The sequence below is a fragment of the Oceanicaulis sp. MMSF_3324 genome (genome assembly GCF_030733545.1).
GTDB lineage: Bacteria > Pseudomonadota > Alphaproteobacteria > Caulobacterales > Maricaulaceae > Oceanicaulis.
Genome location: NZ_JASHIU010000001.1, coordinates 326548 through 349130, shown reverse-complemented (window position 1 = coordinate 349130; position 22583 = coordinate 326548). Strand labels below are relative to the sequence as shown.

Below are 22583 nucleotides of genomic sequence, written 5' to 3'. Positions count from 1 at the left end.
GCGTCAGGTCGTTGACCTCTCCGCATCCGGGCTTAGGCTGGCGCGGTTCTGATATGAGAGCCGCCGGGGAGGGGCCTGTATGAGAGGTTGGTTTAAGATCGCGCTGTGGCAGCGCGTGCTTGGCGCGCTCGTGATCGGCGTGATTTTCGGCGGTATCCTGAGCCGGATCATGGGCGGCGAGGCCGCAGCGAGCTGGCTCGAGACCTTCGTCAAACCGGTCGGTGATCTGTTCATCAACCTGATCCGGATGCTCATCGTCCCGCTGATCCTGACGACGCTGGTGTCCGGGGTCGTGGCGCTTGGCGATCCCAAGAAGCTGGGCTCCATCGGTCTGAAGACCATGGCGCTCTATTTCGCCACTACCTTCTTCGCCAACATCATCGGCATGATTTTCGGCCTGACCTTCCGCCCCGGCGACGGTGTGGATCTGGGCGGCGCCGACGCTGTCCCGGTATCGCGCGAAGCCCCGACGCTCGTCGAGCGGCTTCTGGGCATCGTGCCGGACAACCCCATCGCCGCCCTGGCGGACGGGGATGTGCTGGCGATCATCTTCTTCGCGGTGCTTCTGGGTATTGGCATCCTGATGGCGGGCCGTGACGGCAAGCTGGTGGGCGATGTGTTCACCCAGGCCGCCAATGTGATCCTGAAAGTCACCCATCTGGTGATGGAAGTGGCGCCGTTCGGGGTCTTCGCCCTGGTCAGCCACACCGTGGCGTCGCAAGGTTTTGAAGCGCTCGCCGCCATCGCAGTGCTGATCGCGGCGGTCTATGTGGGCCTGTTCACCCATGCCGTGCTCGTCTATGGCGGCTTCATCCGCTTCGTGCTCGGCCTGCCGGTAATGAACTTCCTGCGCGGCATGCTCGACGCCATCGCCGTGGCCTATTCCACCGCCTCCTCCAGCGCCACCCTGCCGGTGACCATCGCCAACGCCAGCGAAAATCTGGGCGTCAAACGCTCCATCGCCGGTTCGGTGCTGCCGCTGGGCGCCACCATCAATATGGACGGCACGGCGCTGTACTTGGGCATTCTGGCGCTCTTCACGGCCCAGGCCTTCGGCTATGACCTGACGCTGGCGAACTATTTCCTGATCGCCTTCACCGCCTCCATCGTCTCGATCGGGGCGGCCGGCATTCCGTCCGCCTCGCTGTTCTTGCTGGCGATCGTGCTCGACACCTTTGGCGTCAGCGCGGAGCAGGTGGCGATCATTGTGGGCTTCATCCTGCCGGTGGACCGGATCATGGACATGGCTCGCACCGCGCTGAACGTCACCGGCGACGCCACTGTCGCAACGGCTGTGGCCAAGTGGGAAGGCGAGCTGGACGAGGATTGCTATCGCCATCCGGCCGACCAGCCCTATGAGCCGAAAACCACCCCTGACGTGGCCGACGCCGACCGGGACTAGGTCATTCGCATAGGCTGAGACGAGAAGGGGCGGCTCCAGTGACGGGGCCGCCCTTTTTCTTATCTTTGCAGGCCGACCATCCGTGTCATCAGCTGAACCGAACCGCCATCCCGCCCGTATCACCTTATGACGCATTCACAGGAGCGGGACATGACCACAGGCTTTCGGATACTTTCAGGACTGGGCGCCATCGCGCTCCTCATCGCCATTGTCTGGGCGTCCATGACAGCCGGGCAGTCGCTCTCTGAAGCGGTGGGGTGGCTGGTGTCAGAACCCTGGGGCGTGGTCAGCCTGATTGATCTGTATCTGGGCTTTGTGCTGATCGCGATCCTGATCTGGGTGTTTGAACCCAACAAGCTGATCGCATTGGCGTTTATCCTGCCGCTGCCCATCCTCGGCAATGTCTGGAGCGCGGTCTGGCTGGCCTGGCGCCTGGGACGGATCGCCCGCACGTCCCGAACCCCGCGCGAATAAATCATGACAGGCGCAGCCGCGTGAGATGACAGGAGCGCTGTGCGGCCCTAAATGGCCCGCATGAGCCAGCCGCCCCTCACCCCGGATCGCCTCGACCCCAAACAGGCGGCGCTCGCCGCCTTTTCGGGCTATTTCATCTGGGGCCTGTCGCCGATCTTCTACAAGTTCCTGGCGTTCGCGAACCCCAGCGAGATCGTGCTGCAACGGGTGGTCTGGTCGGCGCCCATTCTGTTCGCGCTCCTGTATGTCAGCCGACGGCTCGGTCCCGCGCTCAGCGTGCTCAATGACCGCAAGACCCTGATAGTGCTCGTGTGCACGGCCCTTCTGATCGGGGCGAACTGGTGGGTCTATATCTTCTCGGTCAATTCAGGCCGCGTACTGGAAGCCTCGCTGGGCTATTACATCAACCCGCTGATGAATGTGGCGGTGGGCCTGTTTGTCGCCAAAGAACGTTTCAGCCTGTTGCGCGCCATCGCGATCGGCCTGGCGGTGCTGGGCGTGATCAATCAGATCGTCACCGTGGGACATCTGCCCGTCTTCGCGCTGATCATGGCGGGCACGTTCACCGCCTATGGCTATGTGCGCAAGACCATCCAGGTGGATGCCCGGGTCGGCCTGTTCTGGGAGACGCTGATCATGGCGATCCCCTCCCTGTTCGTGCTCACGGTGTTCGAGATTCAGGGCGGCGCGCAGGCGGGCCATTTCTTTGACGGGCCCCATTACGCGATCCTGCTGATGATGACCGGCCCGATGACGGTGCTGCCGCTCCTCCTGTTCCTGACCGGCGCGCGGGGCTTGAGCTTTGCGATCATCGGCGTGTTGCAGTTCGTGGCGCCCACCCTGCAGTTCATTGTGGGGCTCATGTATGGCGAACCCTTCAGCCTGGCCTATCTCGCCACCTTCATTTTCATCTGGTTAGGGCTGGCCGTCTTCGTGTTCGAGCTTCTACACTTCGAGCGAAAACAAAAACGTGCGGGGATACGGCCCGCCTGACTGCCCGGAGGAATTGATGTCTCACCCACCCATGCCGCCCGCCCAGAGGATTGATGTGGGGGAGGTGACGCTCTCGGTGCATCTGGCCGGCCCCGAGGACGGCGTCCCGGTCCTTCTGATGCATGGCTGGCCGGAGCTGGCGCTGAGCTGGGCGCAGCAGATCGCGGATCTGGCGAACGCGGGATACCGGGTGATCGCGGCGGACAATCGCGGTTTTGGCGCCTCTGACGCGCCGCACCCGGTGGACGCCTATGGCGTGGATCATCTGGTGGGTGACTTCACCGGCTTGCTGGATGCGCTGGGCATCGAGAAAGCGGTCTGGGTCGGCCATGACTGGGGCGGTATTCTGATGTGGCACGCCGCCTGTCTGGTCCCCGAACGGTTTCTGGGCGCGGTGGGCGTGAACACCCCGCACCTGCCGCGCGGCTCGGTCCCGCCCACAGAGGTCTTCCGCGAGCGCGGCGGCGAGGATCATTACATCGTCGCTTTCCAGGACGAGGCGATGGACGATTACTTCAAGGGGCGCGAAGACGACTTCTTCGCCTTCAGCTTCGCCGCCCCGGCGCCCAGCGCCGATCTCGACAAGCTGCCCGATTCCATCACGCACCTGCCCAAGCGGTTCGATAATTTCGTCAAACGCGGCGGTCTCAAGAGCGAGGATGATTGCGTCGTCCCGCCCGAAATCCGCAAGGTCTACGCCGAAACCTATGCGCGCACCGGGTTTCGCGGCGGCATGAACTGGTATCGCAATTTCGATGCGAACTGGGAACGACTCGGCGGTGTGGATCACCGGCTCTCCATGCCGTGCCAGATGATCTCGGCGGAGTGTGATTACATGCTGCCGCCCAAGCTGGCGGGCTGGATGCCGATCCTGTGCAAGGATCTGGACATGAACGTGATCGAGGATATCGGCCACTGGACCCAGTATGAGGCGCCCGCCGAGCTGTCCGAACTGATGCTGGGCTGGCTCAAGACCCGTTTTCCTAACCCATGAGGCCGTCATGGCGCGCTATGAAAACATCGTCATCCTGACCGGCGCCGGCGTATCCGCGGAATCCGGGCTGGGCACGTTCCGCGATGAAGGCGGGCTGTGGGCCAAGTTCGATCCCATGAAACTCGCCACGCCCGAAGCCTTTGAGGCCGATCCCGACACAGTGCTGGGCTTTTACAATGCGCGGCGCGCGAACCTCGCGGACGCCAAGGCCAATGCCGCCCATTTCGCCCTGGCCGAGCTGGAACAGAACTGGATGCTCGATGGCCGGGCGAATTACCTTCTGGTCACCCAGAACATTGATGACCTGCATGAACAGGCGGGCTCGGCGGGCCTGCTGCACATGCATGGCGAATTGCTGAAAACCCGCTGCACCCGGTGCGGCCATCTGTTTTCCGACCGAGAGGACATGACGCGTGAGCGCCCCTGTCCGGGCTGTGGCAAGGCCGGCGGCCTGCGTCCGCATGTGGTCTGGTTCGGGGAAATGCCGCTCGGGCTCGATCAAATCTATGCCGCCCTCGACCGGTGCGATCTGTTCGTTGCGGTCGGCACGTCCGGCACGGTCTATCCCGCCGCCGGCTTCGTCGCCGAAGCCCGCCGGGGCGGCGCCCATACGGTCGAGCTGACCCTTGAGCCGGGCGAAATCAGCGATCTGTTCGAAGAAACACATTACGGGCCGGCGACCGAAGTGGTGCCGCACTGGGTGCGGGGGCTGGGCTAGTCGCCTTATAGGTCCCCAGGGCAAGCCCGAGGACCGAGACCATAGTGCTCAAACCTCTCGGCCTTCGGACTTGATCCGGAGGCCCATACCGTCCTTGCCTACCCCTCAAGCCCCGCCAGCGCGCGCGCGAACTCCTTCGCCTTGAAGGCCTGCAGATCGGCTTCGCCTTCACCCACGCCAATGAAATGGATGGGCAGCTTGAAGCGTTCGGCGACCTGGACCAGCGCGCCGCCTTTCGCCGTGCCATCAAGCTTGGTCATGATGACGCCGGTAACATTGGCGGTTTCCATGAAGGCTTCGGCCTGGGAAATGGCGTTCGAGCCCACTGTCCCGTCGAGCACCAGCAACACATGATGCGGCGCGGTCTCGTCGATCTTCCTGATGACGCGGATGATCTTCTTGAGCTCATCCATCAGCTCGGCCTTGTTCTGCAACCGGCCGGCCGTGTCGATCAGAACCGCATCGGACTGATCGGAACGGCCTTGCTGAATGGCGTCAAAGGCCAGACCCGCAGCATCCGCACCCAGCTCTCGCGACAGGCATTTCGCCCCCGCGCGCTCTGACCAGACCTGAAGCTGCTCGACGGCGGCGGCGCGGAAAGTATCGCCCGCGGCGGTGACCACATCGGCGCCCTCGCGCGTCATCTTCACCGCGATCTTGCCCAGCGTCGTGGTCTTGCCCGAGCCGTTCACGCCCACAAACACGACCACACTCGGCGTCGCGCCGGTCATGTCGAGCGGCTGCTCATAGGGCTGCAGGGTTTCAGCGACCACGTCGGCCAGCGCTTCGCGGATCTCGAGATCGCTGACATCCTTGTCAAAACGGTCCTTTGCGAGACGGGCGACGACCTTGGCGGCCGTGGGCGCGCCGATATCCGCCGCGATCAGCAATTCCTCAAGCTCGTCGAGCGCCTCCTGATCGAGCTTGCGCTGGGTGAACAGCGAGCTGAGCCCGTCACTGAGACGGGAGGAGGATTTCTTCAGACCCGCAGCGAGGCGGGCGAAGAAGCCTTTCTTCTCTTCAGCCGGTTCAGGCTGGGGCTCGGACGGGGTCTCATCCGCCACCGGATCGGCTGCGTCGGGCTCAGACAGTGTTTCAGCCAGCGCTTCGATCCCGCTGGCCTGCGCGGGGGTTTCGGCGATGTCGTCAGGGCTTGGCGCCGCCTCGTCGACAACCGCTTCAGCGCGTTCTTCCACCTGCGGATCAGGATCGACGGGCGCAGGCGCCGGCTCGGCCGGGCGCGGTTCATTAAGATGTTCAGGCGCTTTTTCGACGTCGGCGATGACCGCGGATTCAACCGGGGCTTCGGGTTCGGCCTCAGCCTCTGTGTCCGGCGCTTCAAGGGCCGGAGCCTCAGAGGGAGCCTCGTCTTTCTTCTTTTTCTTGCCGAAACCGAATTTGAACCAGCTCACCGGGCAGCCTCCAGCGGTGTTGCGAACAGGGCTTTCTCGTCATGCCCGGTGATGATCGCCCGGACAAGCGCGCCGGGCCGGGCGCTGGATTGCATGCGCACAGGCGTAAAGTCATCCGCGCGGGCGAAGCCGGGCTTTTCAACCAGCACCGTCATCTCATGGCCAACGCGCGACGCCAGATGACGTTGCAGCGCGTCATGCGATTTCGCGCGCAGCCGCGCCGCGCGTTCCTTGACCACTTCGCGGTCCACTTGCGGCATGCGCGCAGCGGGCGTTCCGGGGCGCGGCGAATAGGGGAAGACATGGACGAAAGCGAGGTCGCACTCGTCCACAAGCCGCAGCGAGTTCTGGAACATCTCTTCGGTCTCGGTCGGGAAGCCTGCGATGAGGTCCGCGCCAAAGGCGATGTCCGGACGCACGGCGCGCAGGCGTTGGGCCAGCGCAATGGCGTCATCGCGCGAGTGTCGCCGCTTCATGCGCTTGAGGATCATGTCATCGCCCGCCTGAAGCGAGAGGTGCATATAGGGGCAGAGCCGCTCTTCCTCGGCGATGGCGCGGAACAGATCCTCGTCAATCTCGATGGCGTCGATGGACGACAGGCGCAGGCGCTGAAGCTCGGGGACCTGCTTGAGGATGGCCCGCACCAGACGACCCAGCTTGGGCGTTCCGGGCAGGTCCTGACCCCAGCTGGTCATGTCCACGCCGGTCAGCACCACTTCGGAATGGCCGGTCTCCACCAGACGCTTGACCTGATCGACCACCTCACCGGCCGGCGCGGAGCGCGCATTGCCGCGGCCATAGGGAATGATGCAGAAGGTGCAGCGGTGATCACACCCGGTCTGCACCTGCACATAGGCGCGGGCGCGACCATCCAGACCATCGACGAGATGGCTGGCGATCTCGCTGACCGCCATGATGTCATCCACCTTCACCTTGTCGCCGCCGCCAATGACGGTGGATTTGAAGGTTTCCGGACGCAGCTTCTCGGCATTGCCAAGCACCTGGTCGACCTCGGCCATTTTCGCAAACTGGTCGGGATCGATCTGGGCGGCGCAACCGGTGACGATCATGCGGGCGTCGGGCCGCTCGCGCTTCATCCGGCGAATGGTCTGGCGCGCCTGACGCACCGCCTCGTTGGTCACAGCGCAGGTATTGATGATCACCGCGTCTTCCAGCCCGCCTGCGCGCGCGTGATCGCGCATCACTTCGGACTCCCAGGCGTTCAGCCGGCAGCCGAAGGTGACGATCTCCACATCGCGCCCCTCTGAAGTCTCAGGGGACAGGGCAGGGTTTTCCACAGGTGTGCTCATGAGCGCGCAAAGTGGGGTTGAGACGCCCTTCGGTCAAGCGGGGAAGGGAGTCTGCAAGGCGGGTATGCGTTTGGAGCGTTGCTGGACCCTACCCCTCTCCCCCTTGTCCAAGGGGGAGAGGCTGGGTGAGGGGGTGCGCTTCAGCGCACAACCAGCCTGAAGGATCAAGCGCCGCTCACCCCTCACCTGTCCTCTCCCCTCAGAAAGGGGAGAGGGACGCTCACAAGCGTTTCGTAGTTGTCTTTGATTTTAAGAGGCTGTCATTCGCCGGTTCATGCGGGGATGACAGGGTGAGAAAGCTATTCACTTATCGTCATCCTGACGAACGTCAGGACCTAGGGGATCACAGGGCGCCTATGGGCCCCGGATCCCCTGATCAAGTCCGGGATGACGCTAGTTGGAAAGAGAGAGAGGAATTAAACGCCGCTCAGATCGAGCTCCCGCTCCAGCACCACGGGGCCGGACAGATGCACATGGCCCTGATCATCCCAGCGCACGGGCAGTTTGCCGCCATCCGCCTCGATCACCGCTTCGCGGTCCACAAGCCCCTGTCGATGCAAGGCGACCAGAGCCGCGCACGCCCCCGTTCCGCACGCCAGCGTCAGCCCAGCGCCGCGTTCGAACACTTTCAGGCGGACATCATCGCGATCGCGCACCTGGGCGAAGCCGGCATTGACCCGTTCAGGAAACAGCGGGTCGTGCTCCACACACGGTCCGATCTCCGACAGCGCCAGGGCCAGAACATCCTCGACCGCAAAGACCACATGGGGGTTGCCCATGGACACCGCACCGGGACCTTCCAGCCGTCCGCCATCAGGCAGGTTGACGCCGAAATCCAGCCGCACCGTCTCCATGGGCAGCGATAACGGGATCTCCCGCCAGTCCAGACGCGCCGGGCCGAGATCCACTTCCGCGGCGCCGCCATCAAGCCTTCGGGCCTGCATCAGGCCGCCCGTGGACGTGAACCGCAGCTGGGGCTTTGCGCCGTCTTCAAACAGCAACCAGGCCGCCGCGCGCGTGCCATTGCCGCAGGCGCCCACTTCGCCGCCATCATTGTTCCAGACCCGCAGATCCGCATCCGCGTCATCGGACGGGTCCAGCACGATGAGCTGATCAAAGGGATGCACAGCCCGCATCGCCTCGATCTGATCCGCAGCATAGGCGGCGGGGCCCGACGCCTCGCGACGATCGATGACGATGAAGGCGTTCCCCGCCCCGTTCATGGCGTATGCTCTCATGACCGCACCGATACGCTTGTCTGCGTCCGCCTGCAAGATGACGCGCGCGTAACACAGTATCACTTTGACCGCGGGCTCAACGCCCTGTTCAATGCACGCCGTCGCTCAACTAGGGGAGAGCATGATGCGCCGCTGGGGTTATCACCTGTCCGCCGCTGCCGCCGTTCTGGCGCTCGCGGCCTGTTCGCCATCCGAACAAAGCAATACGACCGAAACCGAGGAGTCCGGTGTGACAGACACCGCCAACCTGCCCGGCGCGGAGCTGAACGCCGCGATCCAGGCGGAAACCGAAAGCCTTGAATGGCTTGAAGAGGTGGAAGGCGAACGCGCCCTCGCCTTCGCGACCGAGATGAACGAGCAGTCGCTCGACCGCCTGACCTCGGACCCGCGCTATGACACGCTGTACAATCAGGCGCTTGAAGTTCTGCAATCCACCGACCGCATTCCCTATGTCGGCGTGCGCAACGGCGAGCTGTGGAATTTCTGGCAGGACGCCGACCACGTCAAAGGCCTGTGGCGCAAGACCTCGGTGGAAAGCTACGCCACCGAAAACCCGGAATGGGATGTGGTGCTCGATCTCGACGCCCTGGGCGAAGCCGAAGGCCATAACTGGGTCTGGCGCGGCGCAGATTGCCTGGCGCCCGATTACACCCGCTGCATGATCACGCTGTCCGATGGCGGCTCTGACGCCGCGGTGCGCCGTGAATTCAACATGGAAACCCGCGAGTTCATCGAGGACGGCTTTGTCATTGATGAAACCAAGGGCTCAACCGCCTGGATTGATGACGACACCCTGCTGATCGCCACCGCGCTCGATCCGGCCGAAGCCACCCAGTCGGGCTATCCCTTCGTGGTGAAACGCTGGACCCGCGGCACGCCGATCGAAGAGGCCGAAGTCGTCATTTCCGGCGAGGAAAGCAATGTGGGCGTCTGGCCCGCCCGTTTCGAACAGGCGGACGGCACGGCCTACATGATGGCCATCCAGGCCGCGAGCTTCTTTGAAAGCGTCTATTATTACCTGCCCGACGGCGCGACCGGCGAGCCGGTGCAGATGCCGCTGCCGCGCAAGTCCAGCCCGCAAACCCTGTTTGACGGTCAGCTGGTCTTCTCCATCGAAGAGGAATGGACCCCGGTCGAGGGCGGCGAAACCTACCCCACCGGCTCGATCCTCAGCTTTGACATGGGCGCGTTCGTTGAAACCGGCGAACTGCCGAGCGTCGAAGTCGTGTTCACGCCGAACGAACGCCAGTCCATTGGCAGCGTCGCCACCACCCAGAACCACCTTCTGATGGTGATCAACGACAATGTTGTGGGCGGCCTTGAAGCCTTCACCCGCAGCGATGCCGGCTGGACCAGCGAAAGCGTGGAAACGCCGGAGAACGCCTCGATCTCCATCGTCACCGCCGATGAGCAGTCCGATCTGGCCTATGTGAACGTGGAAGGCTTCCTGGAGCCTGAAGCGCTCTACCGCCTGACCGCCGATCTCGAGCTGGAAGCGGCGAAATCCGCCCCGTCCTGGTTTGATGCGGAAGGCCTTGTGGTCGAACAGCGTCAGGCCGAAAGCACCGACGGCACGATGATCCCGTACTTCGTGGTCCATGCCGAAGGCGCGGAAGGGCCCCAGCCGACGCTGCTCTACGCCTATGGCGGCTTCCAGGTCAGCCTGACCCCGTCCTATTCGGGCACGCGCGGCCGCATGTGGCTGGAAAACGGCGGCACCTATGTGCTGGCGAACATCCGCGGCGGCGGCGAGTTCGGTCCGGCCTGGCACCAGGCGGGTCTGCGCACCAACCGTCAGCGCATCTATGATGACCTGATCGCGGTCGCCGAAGACCTGATCGATGACGGCGTGACCACGTCGGACCAGCTGGCGGTTCAGGGCGGCTCCAATGGCGGGCTTCTGACCGGCGTGATGTACACCCAGCGTCCCGATCTGTGGGGCGCGGTGATCAGCCAGGTGCCGCTGCTGGACATGCTGCGCTTCCACACACTGCTGGCGGGCGCCAGCTGGCAGGACGAGTACGGCTTCCCGGACGAGAATCCTGAAGAGCGCGCCTTCCTGCGTTCGATCTCGCCCTTCCACAATGTGGAGACCGGCGTCGACTATCCGCCCATGTTCCTTCTGACCTCCACCAAGGATGACCGCGTCCATCCGGGTCACGCCCGGAAGCTGGCCTATCTCCTCAACGAGATGGAGCAGGACGTGCTGTATTATGAAAACATGGAGGGCGGCCACTCCGCCGCCGCCAACCTTCAGGAAAGCGCGCGTCGTCTGGCGCTGGAATACACCTTCCTGATGGAAGAACTCATGGATGAGGACGAAGCCGAAGGCAGCGAAGGCTAAGGCGAATTCTCTTCCGATCTGATCAGGCCCCGGCGTTCCGCGTCGGGGCCTTTTCTTTACCAAATGGAAACCCTCATAAAGGGTCGCCTTTAACAGGCATTCTTGAGACCTATATAGTTGTAATATACGCGAGCTGTGCAGAGGTGCGCTATGGTCGCCGATATTGCAAGTGGAGTGGGTTATCTGGCTGATCTGTACCGGACCCCGCCCCGTGAGTCCGATCCCGCTCTGATCAATTCCACCGCCGCCAGCGATGCCGCGGCCGTCCGGCCTGTGGAACGGGCTGACAGCGCCCAGGATCGGCAGGATCGCGGCGCGGCGCAGAACCGGTCCTCCGAAGAGGAAACGCCGACCCGCTCCGCCGCGGCGGAAGGGTTTGCGCAAGCCAGCCAGGATCGCTTGAACGCCTCCACCAATGCCGTGCTTCTGGAGGTGCAGGAGCAGCGTCTGGCCACGCGTTCCCAGGAACCGCCCCAGCCGACCCGTGAACCGGCCGAGACGCCGGAGCCGCCTGAAGCGCGCGCTGAGACGGCGCCGGCGCCGGCGCAGCCCGTTGATGCCCAAGAGCCCAGCATTGCCGCCCGGTTGAGCGAGGCGCAGCAGGCGGAAACGCTACAGCGTCAGGCCCGGTCTGATGAACTGGAGACGCGTGAGCAGCGCGCCGATCAGACCCGCACCGTGATTGAAGAGGGCCGCCAGCAAACCGAGACGATCCGCGAGGCCCAGCGTGAAGACGCCGGCGCACGTCAGGACCAGCGGCTCGATAGTCGGATCGATGACAATCTGAACCGGGCCGAGCCCGCAGACAGTCCGCGTGACGCTGAACTGAACACCCGTCCTGAAGCCCCTGCGCAACAATCCGAGGACCCGTCTGATGACGGCCTGAACGCCGCCGCCCGGGCCGCCCAGGAGGTGAACCCGACCACGGCCGCGCTGGAACAGGCGCAAGAGCCTGAGGAAACCGCAACGCTGCGCGCCGAGATCGCGCCACGACCCGATGAGCCTCTGGAAGCTGACGAGACCGGACCCGCCGCCGTCACACGGCCTGAAACCGGAGCCAGCATCGGCGATGTGGATGCCGAAGTGACAACGCCCAATACCCGGTTTGAAACGCGGTTCGACCGCGCGGACAGCGGGCTCTCCACCCGTGATAACGGGCTCAGCCAGACCGATCCGACCCCCTCACTCGTGGATCGGCTGAGCGAGACCGCTCAGGAGCCTCAGCGCGTCAGGCAGGTCAGCCAACCGCTGGATAACAACCTTGATAACGCCGTGACCCCGCAGGAAATCGCCCAGAGCGGCGTGAATCTCAGGGTCTAGCGTTCAAAGAACAGGGCTGGGCGATGTGAGAGCGCCCCGGAGACCTCAAGCCTCCGGGGCGTTTTCTTGTGCCCTATCCGCGCAGCGATGCGCCGGCTTTCTGGGCGTTGGCGATGATCTTGGCGCTGATCGCCTCGATCTCCTTGTCGGTCAGGGTCTTGTCGGTCGGCTGGATGGTGACTTCCAGCGCCAGCGAGACCTGGCCTTCGGGCACGCCCTGGCCCTGATAGACATCAAACAGCGCCACATCGGTGATGAGCTGTTTCTCCGCGCCCTTGACCGCCTTGATCAGATCCGCGGACGGCGCAGACGCATCCATGAGGAAGGCGTAATCGCGCTTGACCGCCATCAGGCCGGACAATTCCAGCGGCGGACGCGCCTTGAGCGCTTTCTTCTTGGTCGCCGGGATGGCGTTGAGGAAGACCTCGAACGCCAGCACGCGGCCATCCACATCCAGCGCCTTGAGCGTCTTGGGATGGATTTCGCCGAACTCGGCCAGCACGTTCGGGCCCAGACGCAGCACGCCCGAGCGGCCCGGATGCCAGTAATCGCGCGCATCGGCGGTCACTTGCAGCTTGTCCACCGGGGCGCCCGCCGCGTCCAGAGCCGCCATGGCGTCCGCCTTGATGTCAAAGACGTCCGGAGCGCCCTCGCCCCGCCAGTCACGCGCGGCGACCACCCGGCGCACGCCGGCGACCACGGTCTGCTGCCCCTTGGGCGTATCATCAAGATAGATCGGCCCCGCCTCGAAGAAGCGAGCGTCATCAAAACCGCGATCGGCGCTTTTCTGCACGCTGGTCAGAAGATGGATGAGCGCGGAAGGGCGCATCACATCAAGCTCGGTGCTGATCGGGTTTTCCAGCACCAGACCCTTGCCGACGCCGCCGAACAGGTCGGCCTGATCAGACCGGCAGAAGGACCAGGTGATGGCTTCGCGATAGCCGCGATTGGCCGCTGACCGGCGCGCGGCGCGCACCCGGTTCTGAAGCTCGGTCGCCGGGGCGTCAAACCGCTCGCCTTCAGGACGACGGAAGGAGACGACCGGCAGATTGTCATAACCCGCAATGCGCGCCACATCCTCGATGAGGTCCGCCTGCATCGTGGCGTCACGACGCCAGCTGGGCACGCTCACTGTCCAGCGTTCGCCGCGGGTGACGCCAAAGCCCAGCGAGACGAGGATCTCCTCGATCCGGTCCTCGCTCAGCTCCAGACCCAGAAGCCGCTGGATGCGGGACGGATCGAACGCGATGTCGTCCGGGCGCGCCGGGGCTTCACCCGACACGGTCACTTCAGACGCTTCACCGCCGCCATATTCCAGGATCAGCGCGGTGGCGCGTTCAATGCCATCCACCGGGCTTTCAGGATCCACGCCCCGCTCGAAGCGGTATTTGGCGTCCGATTCAATGCCCAGCGCCCGGGCGGACTTGCGGATGATGGCCGGGTCAAACCAGGCGCTCTCCAGGAAGACATCCGTGGTCTCGGACGAGCAGCCTGAATACTGGCCGCCCATAATGCCCCCAAGACCCAGTGCGCGCTCATCATCGGCGATCACGCAATCGGTTTGCGACGGGGTGTAGGTCTTTTCATCGAGCGCCACATGAGCGTCCGCCTCGCCCCGGCCCTGACGCGCATACAGCGTGGCGCCGATTTTCGTCATGTCATAGACGTGCAGCGGGCGGGCATAATCGAACGCCACATAATTGGTCACATCGACCAAGAGGTTCTTGGGCTTGATGCCAATGGCCAGGAGGCGCTTCTGCATCCAGTCCGGCGAGGGACCGTTCTTGACGCCCTTGATCACCCGGCCGGCAAAGATCGGGCAGGCTTCGGGCCAGTCCAGCTTCACCGTCACCGGGCAGGGGAAACTGCCCGGAACCGGTTTAACCGGGCCGGTTTTCAGCGTGCCGGCGCCCGCCGCGGCGAGGTCGCGCGCAATACCATAAACGCCCAGCCAGTCGGGGCGGTTCGGGGTGACTTCGAAATCGATGACCGGATCATTCACGCCCAGCGCCTCGGCGGCGGGGGTGCCCACCGGCCAGTCGCCCTGAAGATCGGCGATGCCGTCATGATCCTCGCCCGCCTCGATCTCCTTGGCCGAGCACATCATGCCATGGCTCTCGACGCCGCGGATCTTGCGCGGCTTCTTGTCGAGACTGAAATCAAGGCCGGGAATATACGCGCCCAGCGGCGCATAGATCGCCGTCATGCCCGCCCGCGCATTGGGCGCGCCGCAAACGATCTGTTTGGTCCCGTCCCGGGTCTCCACCGTGCAGACCCGCAGCTTGTCCGCATCCGGATGCGGCTGGGCGTCGGTCACATAGGCGGTGGAGAAATCGGCCAGCTTGGCGCCCGGATCTTCAATCTCCTCGATCTCCAGACCGGCCATGGTCATCGCCTCGTCGAGCTGGGCGAGGCTGAGATCAGTGTCCAGATGCTCTTTGAGCCAGGAATAGGTGAATTTCATCGGTCAGGTCCAAAGGGTCGGAGAGTTAGAGATTGCTGACGCCCTCGGCAGGGCAGGCGTCCACAGATTCAGGTTTCGGGGTGGCGGCGCCGCTCGTATGCGCGATCCAGCATTCATCCAGAACCGAGCAATAGCACACGTCCACGGTGTAGTTGCTGGCGAGGTCGTACATCATCTCGACAGCGTCATCGCCGTCTGCGCGCAATAACTGGAACGAGAAGACCTCGACCGTGTCGCCCGCACCGATGATGCGTCCGGAGACGCTGGTCGCAGAGCGACCGGTATGTCCTGGAAACAAGTCTGACAGCGCTTCCAGATCGGTCACGAGCGCGCCCTGGTAGAAGACGGCGATGGAATCGATCCGGGCCGGACCAACACCGGCGTTCTGGATGTTGAGCCCCTGGACAATGTCATCGTCCCGCTGGGTGGAAAAACCATCCACCTGCAAGGCCGGCCAGACCGAGGCGCGGATTTCCTGGCGCATCACCCGGCCCTGATCCCAGGCCACAAACAGCGCAATAAGCGCCGCCACCGCGGCGGCCAGGGTGCCGAAGGCTTGCAGGTAATTGGAATCAAGCCGCATCGCGCGCGTCCTAGCTCAAACCCGTGGCGAGATTCGCCTGCAGGAGCGGGCTGAAGCCGTAATGGCTCAGCCAGCGGGTGTCCGGCTCGAAGAAGGGTCGCAGATCGGGCATGCCGTATTTGAGCATGGCGAGACGGTCCACGCCCATGCCGAAGGCGAAGCCCTGGTACTCGTCCGGATCGAGACCACACGACTTGATCACATTGGGATGGACCATGCCGCAGCCCAGGATTTCCATCCATTTGTCGCCCGAGCCCACTTTCACCGCGTCGCCCACGCGCTCATAGCGCACATCCATTTCCGCGCTCGGCTCGGTGAAGGGGAAGTGGTGGGGGCGGAAGCGCGCCTCGACGGTGTCGGTCTCGAAAAAGGCCGCGACGAAATCCATCAGGCAGCCCTTGAGGTGGCCCATATGGGTTTCCTTGTCGATCACCAGGCCCTCGACCTGGTGGAACATCGGCGTGTGGGTCTGGTCCCAGTCACAGCGATACACCCGGCCCGGCGCGATGATGCGGATTGGCGGCTTGTTCTTGAGCATGGTGCGGATCTGCACCGGACTCGTATGCGTGCGCAGGACTTTTGGCGTTTCGCCATCCTCCGCCTTCATGAAGAAGGTGTCGTGGGTGTCGCGCGCGGGGTGATCGGGCGGGAAATTGAGGGCGGTGAAGTTATGGAAGTCGTCTTCCACATCCGGCCCCTCGGCCACGGCGAAGCCCATATCGGCGAAGATCACCGCCAGCTCTTCCATCACCTGGGCGACCGGGTGCAGCGAGCCTTGCGCCTCGCGCTTCACCGGGCGGGTGACGTCCACGCTCTCACTGGCGAGCGCCGCGTTCAGGGCCGCGTCTTCCAGGGCCGTCTTCTTGGCCTCGACCAGCGCGTTCAGGCGATCCTTCAGACCGTTGAGCGCCGGGCCCATCACCTGGCGCTCTTCCGGGCTCATCTTGCCCAGCTCGCGCATTTTCAGGGACACCTCGCCCTTCTTGCCCAGGGCGCCGACGCGCAGGGCGTCGAGCGCGGCAAGATCGGACGCCGCTTCAATATCGGCGGACAGGCGCGCTTCCAGCGCTTCAAGATCGGAAGAGGCGGTCATTGGTCACTCCGGGGATCGGACGAGCGGTTATTCAGATAGGGGTTTAGCGAGGCCCGCGCCTGATCTCAAACGCGAAAACGCCCGCCTGCAGCATCTGCAGGCGGGCGCTTGTCACAAGCTGTCGAACAAACGGGTTCGACTTAGCCCTGCAGAGCCTGCTTGGCCTGTGCGACCAGCGAGGCGAAGGCTTCGGGCTCATGCACGGCGATGTCGGCGAGGACCTTGCGGTCCAGCTCGATGCCGGCCTTGTTGAGCCCGTCCATAAAGCGGGCATAGGTGAAGTCGTTCAGACGGGCAGCAGCGTTGATCCGCTGGATCCACAGCGCGCGGAAAGTCCGCTTTTTCGCGCGGCGGTCGCGATAGGCGTACTGACCCGCCTTCTCCACCGCCTGGTTGGCAGTGCGGAAGGTGTTCTTGCGACGGCCATAATAGCCTTTCGCTTGGGAAATGATCTTCTTTTTCCGGGCATGACGGGCCGGACCGGAGGACACGCGAGCCATAGGGCTGTCTCCTAAATCTCGTTACAAGGTGGGCTGAGCCGTCCGCCTTAGCGGTTGTACGGCATGTAGGTGCGCTTGACGACTTTCGCGTCCGGAGCAGCCAGGGCGGTGGTGCCGCGCTTCTGACGGATCTGCTTCGGGGTGCGTTTGATCATGCCGTGGCGCTTGCCCGCCTGGCCGGCCAGAACCTTGCCGGAGGCCGTGACCTTGAAACGCTTCTTGGCGCTCGACTTGGTCTTCAGTTTCGACATTTCGCTCTCCATTCCTGCGGGGAAATCGGGCCCTGAGGCCCGTCATTCCAGCGTTCTCGGCTGCCCGGCATGTCGATAAGGCCGGGGTGGCCGGTGAGTAAGAGCGCGGGTTATACGCGTCCCCACTCAAAATGCAAGGCGCCCCGGACGGGCCGAGGCGCCTTTTACACCGGGTCGACGCGCCCTAGTCGGACGGCGCGTCGAATTCGGAAATCATCAGCTCGGCCGAGGCCGGTTCACCGCTGAACACGCCCACATAGATGTCATAGACGCCGCTCATGGCGTTGCCGAACTCCAGCGCCGGGCTCAGGCCCGGACCGCCATCATCATTACAGCGCCAGCTGCCATCGGGCATGTTGATCGCCAGCGTGGTGTCCCGCTCGCCCTCGACATAGATCGACAACGGACCATCGCCCCCCGTCCAGTCCAGCTGGGCCGTCGGCGCCATGGTGTAATGGCCCGCACACCAGTCTTCATCCGAAGCAATGCCCGACATGGACGCTTCAAGCGAGCCGCCAGCCTCGATCTGGATGCGATAGGGGTCCGGCACAAAGCCCGCCTCCAGCGCATGATCGCCGAACAGGGCCGGCTGGCTGATATCCACGCGCGAATTGACCGGATCGGCGCCGCCGCCAATCTCGGAAATGTACAGCGTCGCGTCGGACGTTTCGCCTTCGCCGTAGAACCGACCCACATAGATATCGTACACGCCGCTTGGCGCGTTCTCGACGGTGAGCAGCGGATTAACACCCATGCCCCCGTCATCATCGCACATCCAGGCGCCGTCCGGGCCGTTCACCACCAGGGTGGTGTCGTCATCAGAGATGGCCGAGATGAAGAGAGGGGCATTGCCGCCCGCCTCGTAAGTCAGCTCATAGGTCGGCTCGCGCGTGATATCGCCCGTGCAATACCCGATCGCGGTCACACCATCTTCAACCGCCATGCCCGCCTGGATCGGGCCGCCGGCCTCGACCTCGATGACGGACGGATCCGGCAGGAAACCGGCGCGCAGGACGCCTGCGCCGAAGCGGGGCGTCGCCGTCAGATCAAGACGCCGATCAACGCCCTGATAGCCTATTTCGGAAATGGACAGCACGCCGGCGTCCGTTGCGCCGCGATCGCCCAGAAGCCCCGCCCAGATGAGGTATTCACCGCTTTCAGGGCTGTCGATGTGGAGCCCCGGGTTCAGGCCCACAGCGTCATCATTGCAAAGCATCTCGCCAGAGGGCGTCTGGACCGCCAGCACGCCGTCGCGTTCGCTTTCCATGGCGATATAGAGCGGCAGGGACCGGGCCCGATAACTCAGCGCCAGATCGGCAGCCTCACCGGCATAGCCATAGCACATATCGCCCAGGCTCTCGAGACGCGCGCCGCCGCCGGCGACGACTTCAATCTCGTAAGGATCATTACGGAATCCGGACCGCAAACGCGCTGTCTGCTCGCCTGGCAGGGCCGGATTCGGGTTCACCGTGTAGGGGTTGGACGTGTCAAAGCCGGTCGTGGAGGCATGAAAACGAGCCGGAGGCGTGCCCATGCCTGCGCCGTAGGTGCCCAGCCAGACTTCATAAAGGCCGGCATCCGCCTTGGCGAAGACAAGGCCCGGATTGAAATCGCCCGCCCCGTCATCATCACAATGCATGGAACCGTCCGGCGCACGGACGATCATGGTGGTGTCCTCGTCCGCTCCCGCTGACAGATAGAGGTCTTCATCGCCCTGATAGTTGACCGCCAGGGTCGGCGTCTCGGTGATGAAGCCGTAACAGCCCTGCTCGAGCAGGTCCGCATTCCAGGCGCCGCCAGCGCGCACGCCGGTTTCAGTCGCGCCGCTTTCAAGCGAGAGCACGCCATAGGCCGGGTCACCGGAGAAAGTCTGGGCGAAGGCCGGGACGCTCAACCCCAGAACCAGTGCTGCTGCGGAAGCGGTGAGTTTGAGTGATGGCGTCATGGCGCCCCCCTTTGAGTCAGTGCCTGATCTGTCCATTCATCGTGTACAAACGGGCCAGATCATGGCTGTCCGGCGCCGCTCCGGAGATTTTTTCGATGACATATCCCGGGCGGCCGCCTGGTAAAAGGCCGGCGGGAATACCCGCCGGCCGTAACTGTGCGCCGCTGTCCTGAAGCGGGAGAAGCGACGCTGGAGCCTACTGGCTGTAGAGCTCGGAAATATGCAGCTGAGACGGCTGGGTGCCGCCGCTGGAATAGGTGCCGACCCAGATGTCGTACTGGCCCGATTGCGGGCTGTTGAAACGGATCGACGGATTGGTGCCATTGCCGCCATCGTCATTGCACGACCAGCCGCCGCTGGGGGTGTTGATGACCAGCGTGGTGTCCGCAGACGCATTGACCGAAATGATCAGCGGCAGGGAGCTGCCAGCGCTGTAGTTGATCCGGAAATCCGGCGCATTGGCGATATAGCCCGCACAGCCCACATTGGAGGCCGAGATCGAGCCGCCAGCCTGAACGTTGACGATATACGGATCCGGTGAAAAGCCGCTGTTCAGGCTGACCGTGCCGTAAGTCGGGCTGAGCGAATAGTTCTGAGCCTCGGCGGCGACAGCCAGAGCACTGACGGCAACAGCGGCGGTAAGCATCGTACGAAACATGAGGTGTCCCTTTCCTGTCCCCTATCGACCCGTGATCCCGGGCCGCCCGGACGGCGCTGTCCGAGTGAACGCTGGCGAGCCCCGCGCCCGCCAGCGAACCGTTTATTTCCGAGCCGGCTGATAGCCCATTTCAATCTCGGAGATCATGAGAGTCGTCTGGCGATCGCCCCGCGAATACGTCCCGACATAGATGTCGTAGACGCCTTGGGTGGCGTTCGTGAAATCAAGCCCTGCATCGGTGCCGATCTCGTCGTCCGAGCAATACCATTGCCCGTCCGGACCATTGATGACCAGCGTCGTGTCGGCGTCCCCGCTCGTATAGATGTACAGATCGCCATAGCCCGTATAATCGAGCTCCACGCTCGGTTCGCGCGTGACATAGCCGCGGCATGACCCGGTGGCGTATTGCACGGCGTCACTGACAGCAACCGATCCGCCCGCTGTCAGTCGCAGCTGATACGGATCAGGCAGGAAACCGCCGTTCAGGGTGATGTCTGCAAAGCGCGAGGGCAGGCTGATATCCAGGCCGCCGCCGTAATTCATGCCGCCGGATTGTCCGTCGCGGGTATGCTCGCCCAGTTCAGACACGAACAGCGTCGCCGGCTGGCCGGCCTGGCGCGAATAGGTGCCGACCCAGATGTCATACCGGCCCGATTGCGGGTTGGAGAAGCGCACCATCGGGTTCAACGGGCTTTCCGCGCCGTCGTCATCGCAATACCAGCGCGCGTCGGGGCCGTTGATCACCAGGGTGGTGTCGGTGTCGGAATCCACGGTGAAGATCAGCGGAAACGAACCGGAGGTGTAGTTGATCGAGAAGTCCGGCGCATTGGCGATATAGCCGCGGCATTCGGAAAACCGGTCCTGGGCGCGGATCGGCCCGCCCGCCGTCAGATTGCGGACATAGGGATCCGGCGTGAAGCCCGAGCTCAGACTCACCCGGCCGAATGACGGCGGCTCGGTATAATCCTGGGCCAGCGCGGAGCCGGCCAGAGCGGCGATAGCAAGAACCCCTGCACTCAGAGCGCCAAATCGTGTCTTCATAATACGTCCCCCATAGTCCCCCGCAGAGTGATGCGGCTTTACCCGAACACCCTAAGCAGGGTTGGTTTAAAGGACCAGACGAAACCGTTCGCCTGCGACCCTTTTGCGCGAATATCTCAGAGCATCATGGGACGGCAAATCTGAACGCGGCATGAAAAAACCCTATCGTCGATTGACGATAGGGTTTTTCAAACCAGTCAGGGTGTCGGAACGCCCTAGCGCGGCGCCATGACCATGATCATCTGGCGGCCTTCGAGCTTGGGTTCCAGCTCGACCTTGGCGACTTCGGAGAAGTCTTCCTTGACGCGCTTCATCACATCCATGCCGCGTTCCTGGTGCGCCATTTCGCGACCGCGGAACCGCAGGGTGACCTTGACCTTGTCGCCATCCTCGAAGAACCGGGTCATCGCCTTGGTTTTGACCTGGTAGTCGTGGATGTCGATGTTCGGACGCATCTTGATTTCCTTGACGTCCTGGGTCTTCTGCTTCTTGCGCGCTTCAGCCTTTTTCTTCTGCTCTTGGTATTTGAGCTTGCCGTAATCGACGATCTTGCAGACCGGCGGGTTGGCGTTCGGCGAAACTTCTACAAGGTCAAGACCAACCTCGGACGCAGCTTCAAGCGCGGCGTCGATTGGCATTTCACCTTGTTTTTCCCCAGATTCATCAATTAACAGAACCCGCGGTACGCGGATTTCTCTGTTGATGCGCGGCCCTTCTTTCTTAGGCGGGGGCGCGGCATGCGGACGTCGAGCTATGCGTCTTCTCCATGGCAACTGCGTGTAAAGTGCGCAAATTAACCGATATTGCGCGGGATCGGTAGCGAATATCGCGATCAGGGCGTGAAAATCAAGGTGTTCAGGCCGCGTTTGACGCGTCTGCGAAGCCTCCCGCGCAGCGCATGGCCTGAACGGCCTCTTTCGCATTGATCTGCGCCAGGGTCGGCGCATGCATCAGCAAGGTGGGGGATTCCCCCCGCGGCGCGCTTTCAAGCGGTGCGTTCTCACCCGGATGGAAGAGCACGGAGGGTGAGCCCGCCGCCGCCATCAGGTGCAGCAGGCCAGCCGCTTCGCCAAAGGCGCAACTGGCCTTGCGGCCCAGCCCCGCCAGCTGGATCAGATTGGCGCGTCCGGTCAGGTCGCGGGCGCCCGGCGTCACATGCGCCACATAGCGCCCCACTTCGCGGGTGTTGGGTCCGCCGACGATCACCGGCTCGACCCCGGTTTCCAGCAATTCATGCGCCAGCGACGCCCAGCGCTCCTTGGGCCAACGCTGGGCGGGCGCCACATCGTCACCGGCCGGCGCGAACAGGGCGTACCGGCCCAGCAGGCCGAAATATTCCGGCTCCAGCGTTCGCGACCGCTTGGCGACAAAATCAATCCAGCTCAGATCCGGCGGCGATGCTTCACCCAGACGATACTGCGTCGGACCCAGTCCCGCCTCGCCCAGCCGGCCCGCCACCTGTTCGAGCGGATGTCCGGGACGATCGGGGCGCGGTACGGCGCTGACCCAGCGCGTGCGGGAAAACCGGACGGCGCGTCCGATCTTCTTGGCGCCTTCGGTGCCGCACAGATCGTAGATGACATCAAAACCGGAATTGCGCGCGGCCTTCAGCCGGTCAAAGAAATTGCGCTTGGCGGTGTCTTCGAGATTGGTCTCGACCGAATTGAAATACGGGCAATGCTTGAGCAGCCCCTCGTATTCCTCACCACACAGCAGGGTGATGCGCGCCTTGCGATGATGGTCACGGATCATCTTGGCGGCCGCAAGCATGCGGACGACCTCGGTGAGCTCGCCCTCGTGGATCACCAGGATCTGTTCTTTTCCGGCGTCTTCTGACATGGGC

20 protein-coding genes are annotated in these 22583 nt (G+C 63.6%); 7 read left to right on the top strand and 13 right to left on the bottom strand.

The genetic code is table 11. The features are described from left to right. Window positions 1-79: 79 nt before the first annotated feature. From RBA95_RS01675 to RBA95_RS01655, 5 genes are all read left to right on the top strand, one after another. On the top strand, window positions 80-1402 hold the full coding sequence (locus RBA95_RS01675; protein WP_306015050.1) for a dicarboxylate/amino acid:cation symporter: 1323 nt from the start codon (window positions 80-82) through the stop codon (window positions 1400-1402). Window positions 1403-1552: 150 nt separating this feature from the next. Then, on the top strand, window positions 1553-1876 hold the full coding sequence (locus RBA95_RS01670; protein WP_306015049.1) for a hypothetical protein: 324 nt from the start codon (window positions 1553-1555) through the stop codon (window positions 1874-1876). A 60-nt stretch (window positions 1877-1936) separates the two neighbouring features. Further along, window positions 1937-2869, top strand: a complete 933-nt coding sequence (gene rarD / locus RBA95_RS01665) for an EamA family transporter RarD (protein WP_306015048.1) — start codon at window positions 1937-1939, stop codon at window positions 2867-2869. Window positions 2870-2885: 16 nt separating this feature from the next. After that, entirely contained in the window at window positions 2886-3863 is a 978-nt protein-coding gene (locus tag RBA95_RS01660) for an alpha/beta fold hydrolase (RefSeq protein WP_306015047.1), read from the top strand. 7 nt (window positions 3864-3870) lie between these two features. Then, the gene (locus RBA95_RS01655; protein ID WP_306015046.1) at window positions 3871-4581 is read left to right on the top strand and encodes an NAD-dependent deacylase; all 711 of its coding nucleotides are present in this window, start codon (window positions 3871-3873) and stop codon (window positions 4579-4581) included. A gap of 98 nt (window positions 4582-4679) precedes the next feature. Here RBA95_RS01655 and ftsY read toward each other — a convergent pair whose 3' ends face one another. The 3 genes from ftsY to dapF all read right to left on the bottom strand — a co-directional run bounded on the left by ftsY (window position 4680) and on the right by dapF (window position 8541). Further along, window positions 4680-5993, bottom strand: coding sequence for a signal recognition particle-docking protein FtsY (ftsY, locus tag RBA95_RS01650; RefSeq protein ID WP_306015045.1), 1314 nt, complete (start codon window positions 5991-5993; stop codon window positions 4680-4682). Continuing rightward, complete coding sequence (gene mtaB / locus RBA95_RS01645) at window positions 5990-7303, bottom strand: tRNA (N(6)-L-threonylcarbamoyladenosine(37)-C(2))-methylthiotransferase MtaB (protein ID WP_306015044.1); 1314 nt, start codon at window positions 7301-7303, stop codon at window positions 5990-5992. The genes ftsY and mtaB overlap by 4 nt, the downstream gene beginning before the upstream one ends. A 416-nt stretch (window positions 7304-7719) precedes the next feature. Beyond that, window positions 7720-8541, bottom strand: a complete 822-nt coding sequence (gene dapF / locus RBA95_RS01640; RefSeq protein ID WP_306015043.1) for a diaminopimelate epimerase — start codon at window positions 8539-8541, stop codon at window positions 7720-7722. 124 nt (window positions 8542-8665) lie between these two features. Between dapF and RBA95_RS01635 the strand changes: the two genes are divergently transcribed. Beyond that, window positions 8666-10885 carry a prolyl oligopeptidase family protein gene (locus tag RBA95_RS01635; RefSeq protein WP_306015042.1) on the top strand — a complete coding sequence of 740 codons (2220 nt, stop codon included), beginning with the start codon at window positions 8666-8668 and terminating at the stop codon, window positions 10883-10885. A 150-nt stretch (window positions 10886-11035) separates the two neighbouring features. Beyond that, window positions 11036-12205, top strand: coding sequence for a hypothetical protein (locus tag RBA95_RS01630; RefSeq protein WP_306015041.1), 1170 nt, complete (start codon window positions 11036-11038; stop codon window positions 12203-12205). Between the two features lie 73 nt (window positions 12206-12278). Here the strand turns inward: RBA95_RS01630 and pheT are convergent, their stop codons facing one another. From pheT to RBA95_RS01580, 10 genes are all read right to left on the bottom strand, one after another. Next, a complete protein-coding gene (gene pheT / locus RBA95_RS01625; protein ID WP_306015040.1) occupies window positions 12279-14669 on the bottom strand; it encodes a phenylalanine--tRNA ligase subunit beta in 2391 nt (796 codons plus the stop codon). Between the two features lie 25 nt (window positions 14670-14694). Beyond that, window positions 14695-15252, bottom strand: coding sequence for a hypothetical protein (locus tag RBA95_RS01620; protein ID WP_306015039.1), 558 nt, complete (start codon window positions 15250-15252; stop codon window positions 14695-14697). A gap of 10 nt (window positions 15253-15262) precedes the next feature. Continuing rightward, window positions 15263-16345 carry a phenylalanine--tRNA ligase subunit alpha gene (gene pheS, locus RBA95_RS01615; protein WP_306015038.1) on the bottom strand — a complete coding sequence of 361 codons (1083 nt, stop codon included), beginning with the start codon at window positions 16343-16345 and terminating at the stop codon, window positions 15263-15265. 140 nt (window positions 16346-16485) lie between these two features. Then, a complete protein-coding gene (gene rplT / locus RBA95_RS01610; RefSeq protein WP_009802355.1) occupies window positions 16486-16845 on the bottom strand; it encodes a 50S ribosomal protein L20 in 360 nt (119 codons plus the stop codon). A gap of 47 nt (window positions 16846-16892) precedes the next feature. After that, window positions 16893-17096 carry a 50S ribosomal protein L35 gene (gene rpmI, locus RBA95_RS01605; protein WP_009802356.1) on the bottom strand — a complete coding sequence of 68 codons (204 nt, stop codon included), beginning with the start codon at window positions 17094-17096 and terminating at the stop codon, window positions 16893-16895. A 184-nt stretch (window positions 17097-17280) separates the two neighbouring features. Then, on the bottom strand, window positions 17281-19041 hold the full coding sequence (locus tag RBA95_RS01600) for a hypothetical protein (protein ID WP_306015037.1): 1761 nt from the start codon (window positions 19039-19041) through the stop codon (window positions 17281-17283). A 196-nt stretch (window positions 19042-19237) separates the two neighbouring features. After that, complete coding sequence (locus tag RBA95_RS01595) at window positions 19238-19699, bottom strand: peptidase S1 (RefSeq protein ID WP_306015036.1); 462 nt, start codon at window positions 19697-19699, stop codon at window positions 19238-19240. 102 nt (window positions 19700-19801) lie between these two features. Further along, entirely contained in the window at window positions 19802-20740 is a 939-nt protein-coding gene (locus RBA95_RS01590; RefSeq protein WP_306015035.1) for a hypothetical protein, read from the bottom strand. A gap of 215 nt (window positions 20741-20955) precedes the next feature. Continuing rightward, the gene (infC, locus tag RBA95_RS01585; protein WP_371933576.1) at window positions 20956-21495 is read right to left on the bottom strand and encodes a translation initiation factor IF-3; all 540 of its coding nucleotides are present in this window, start codon (window positions 21493-21495) and stop codon (window positions 20956-20958) included. A 100-nt stretch (window positions 21496-21595) separates the two neighbouring features. Continuing rightward, the gene (locus RBA95_RS01580) at window positions 21596-22579 is read right to left on the bottom strand and encodes a glycosyltransferase family 9 protein (RefSeq protein WP_306015034.1); all 984 of its coding nucleotides are present in this window, start codon (window positions 22577-22579) and stop codon (window positions 21596-21598) included. Window positions 22580-22583: the final 4 nt, after the last annotated feature.

Coding starts and splice junctions, on each gene's coding strand:
- RBA95_RS01675 (WP_306015050.1), top strand. CDS start 80: ATGAGAGGTTGGTTTAAGATCGCGCTGTGGCAGCGCGTGCTTGGCGCG.
- RBA95_RS01590 (WP_306015035.1), bottom strand. CDS start 20,740: ATGAAGACACGATTTGGCGCTCTGAGTGCAGGGGTTCTTGCTATCGCC.
- rpmI (WP_009802356.1), bottom strand. CDS start 17,096: ATGTCGAAACTGAAGACCAAGTCGAGCGCCAAGAAGCGTTTCAAGGTC.
- RBA95_RS01595 (WP_306015036.1), bottom strand. CDS start 19,699: ATGTTTCGTACGATGCTTACCGCCGCTGTTGCCGTCAGTGCTCTGGCT.
- RBA95_RS01600 (WP_306015037.1), bottom strand. CDS start 19,041: ATGACGCCATCACTCAAACTCACCGCTTCCGCAGCAGCACTGGTTCTG.
- RBA95_RS01630 (WP_306015041.1), top strand. CDS start 11,036: ATGGTCGCCGATATTGCAAGTGGAGTGGGTTATCTGGCTGATCTGTAC.
- pheT (WP_306015040.1), bottom strand. CDS start 14,669: ATGAAATTCACCTATTCCTGGCTCAAAGAGCATCTGGACACTGATCTC.
- RBA95_RS01635 (WP_306015042.1), top strand. CDS start 8,666: ATGCGCCGCTGGGGTTATCACCTGTCCGCCGCTGCCGCCGTTCTGGCG.
- RBA95_RS01660 (WP_306015047.1), top strand. CDS start 2,886: ATGTCTCACCCACCCATGCCGCCCGCCCAGAGGATTGATGTGGGGGAG.
- RBA95_RS01580 (WP_306015034.1), bottom strand. CDS start 22,579: ATGTCAGAAGACGCCGGAAAAGAACAGATCCTGGTGATCCACGAGGGC.
- rarD (WP_306015048.1), top strand. CDS start 1,937: ATGAGCCAGCCGCCCCTCACCCCGGATCGCCTCGACCCCAAACAGGCG.
- rplT (WP_009802355.1), bottom strand. CDS start 16,845: ATGGCTCGCGTGTCCTCCGGTCCGGCCCGTCATGCCCGGAAAAAGAAG.
- RBA95_RS01670 (WP_306015049.1), top strand. CDS start 1,553: ATGACCACAGGCTTTCGGATACTTTCAGGACTGGGCGCCATCGCGCTC.
- RBA95_RS01655 (WP_306015046.1), top strand. CDS start 3,871: ATGGCGCGCTATGAAAACATCGTCATCCTGACCGGCGCCGGCGTATCC.
- pheS (WP_306015038.1), bottom strand. CDS start 16,345: ATGACCGCCTCTTCCGATCTTGAAGCGCTGGAAGCGCGCCTGTCCGCC.
- RBA95_RS01620 (WP_306015039.1), bottom strand. CDS start 15,252: ATGCGGCTTGATTCCAATTACCTGCAAGCCTTCGGCACCCTGGCCGCC.
- dapF (WP_306015043.1), bottom strand. CDS start 8,541: ATGAGAGCATACGCCATGAACGGGGCGGGGAACGCCTTCATCGTCATC.
- mtaB (WP_306015044.1), bottom strand. CDS start 7,303: ATGAGCACACCTGTGGAAAACCCTGCCCTGTCCCCTGAGACTTCAGAG.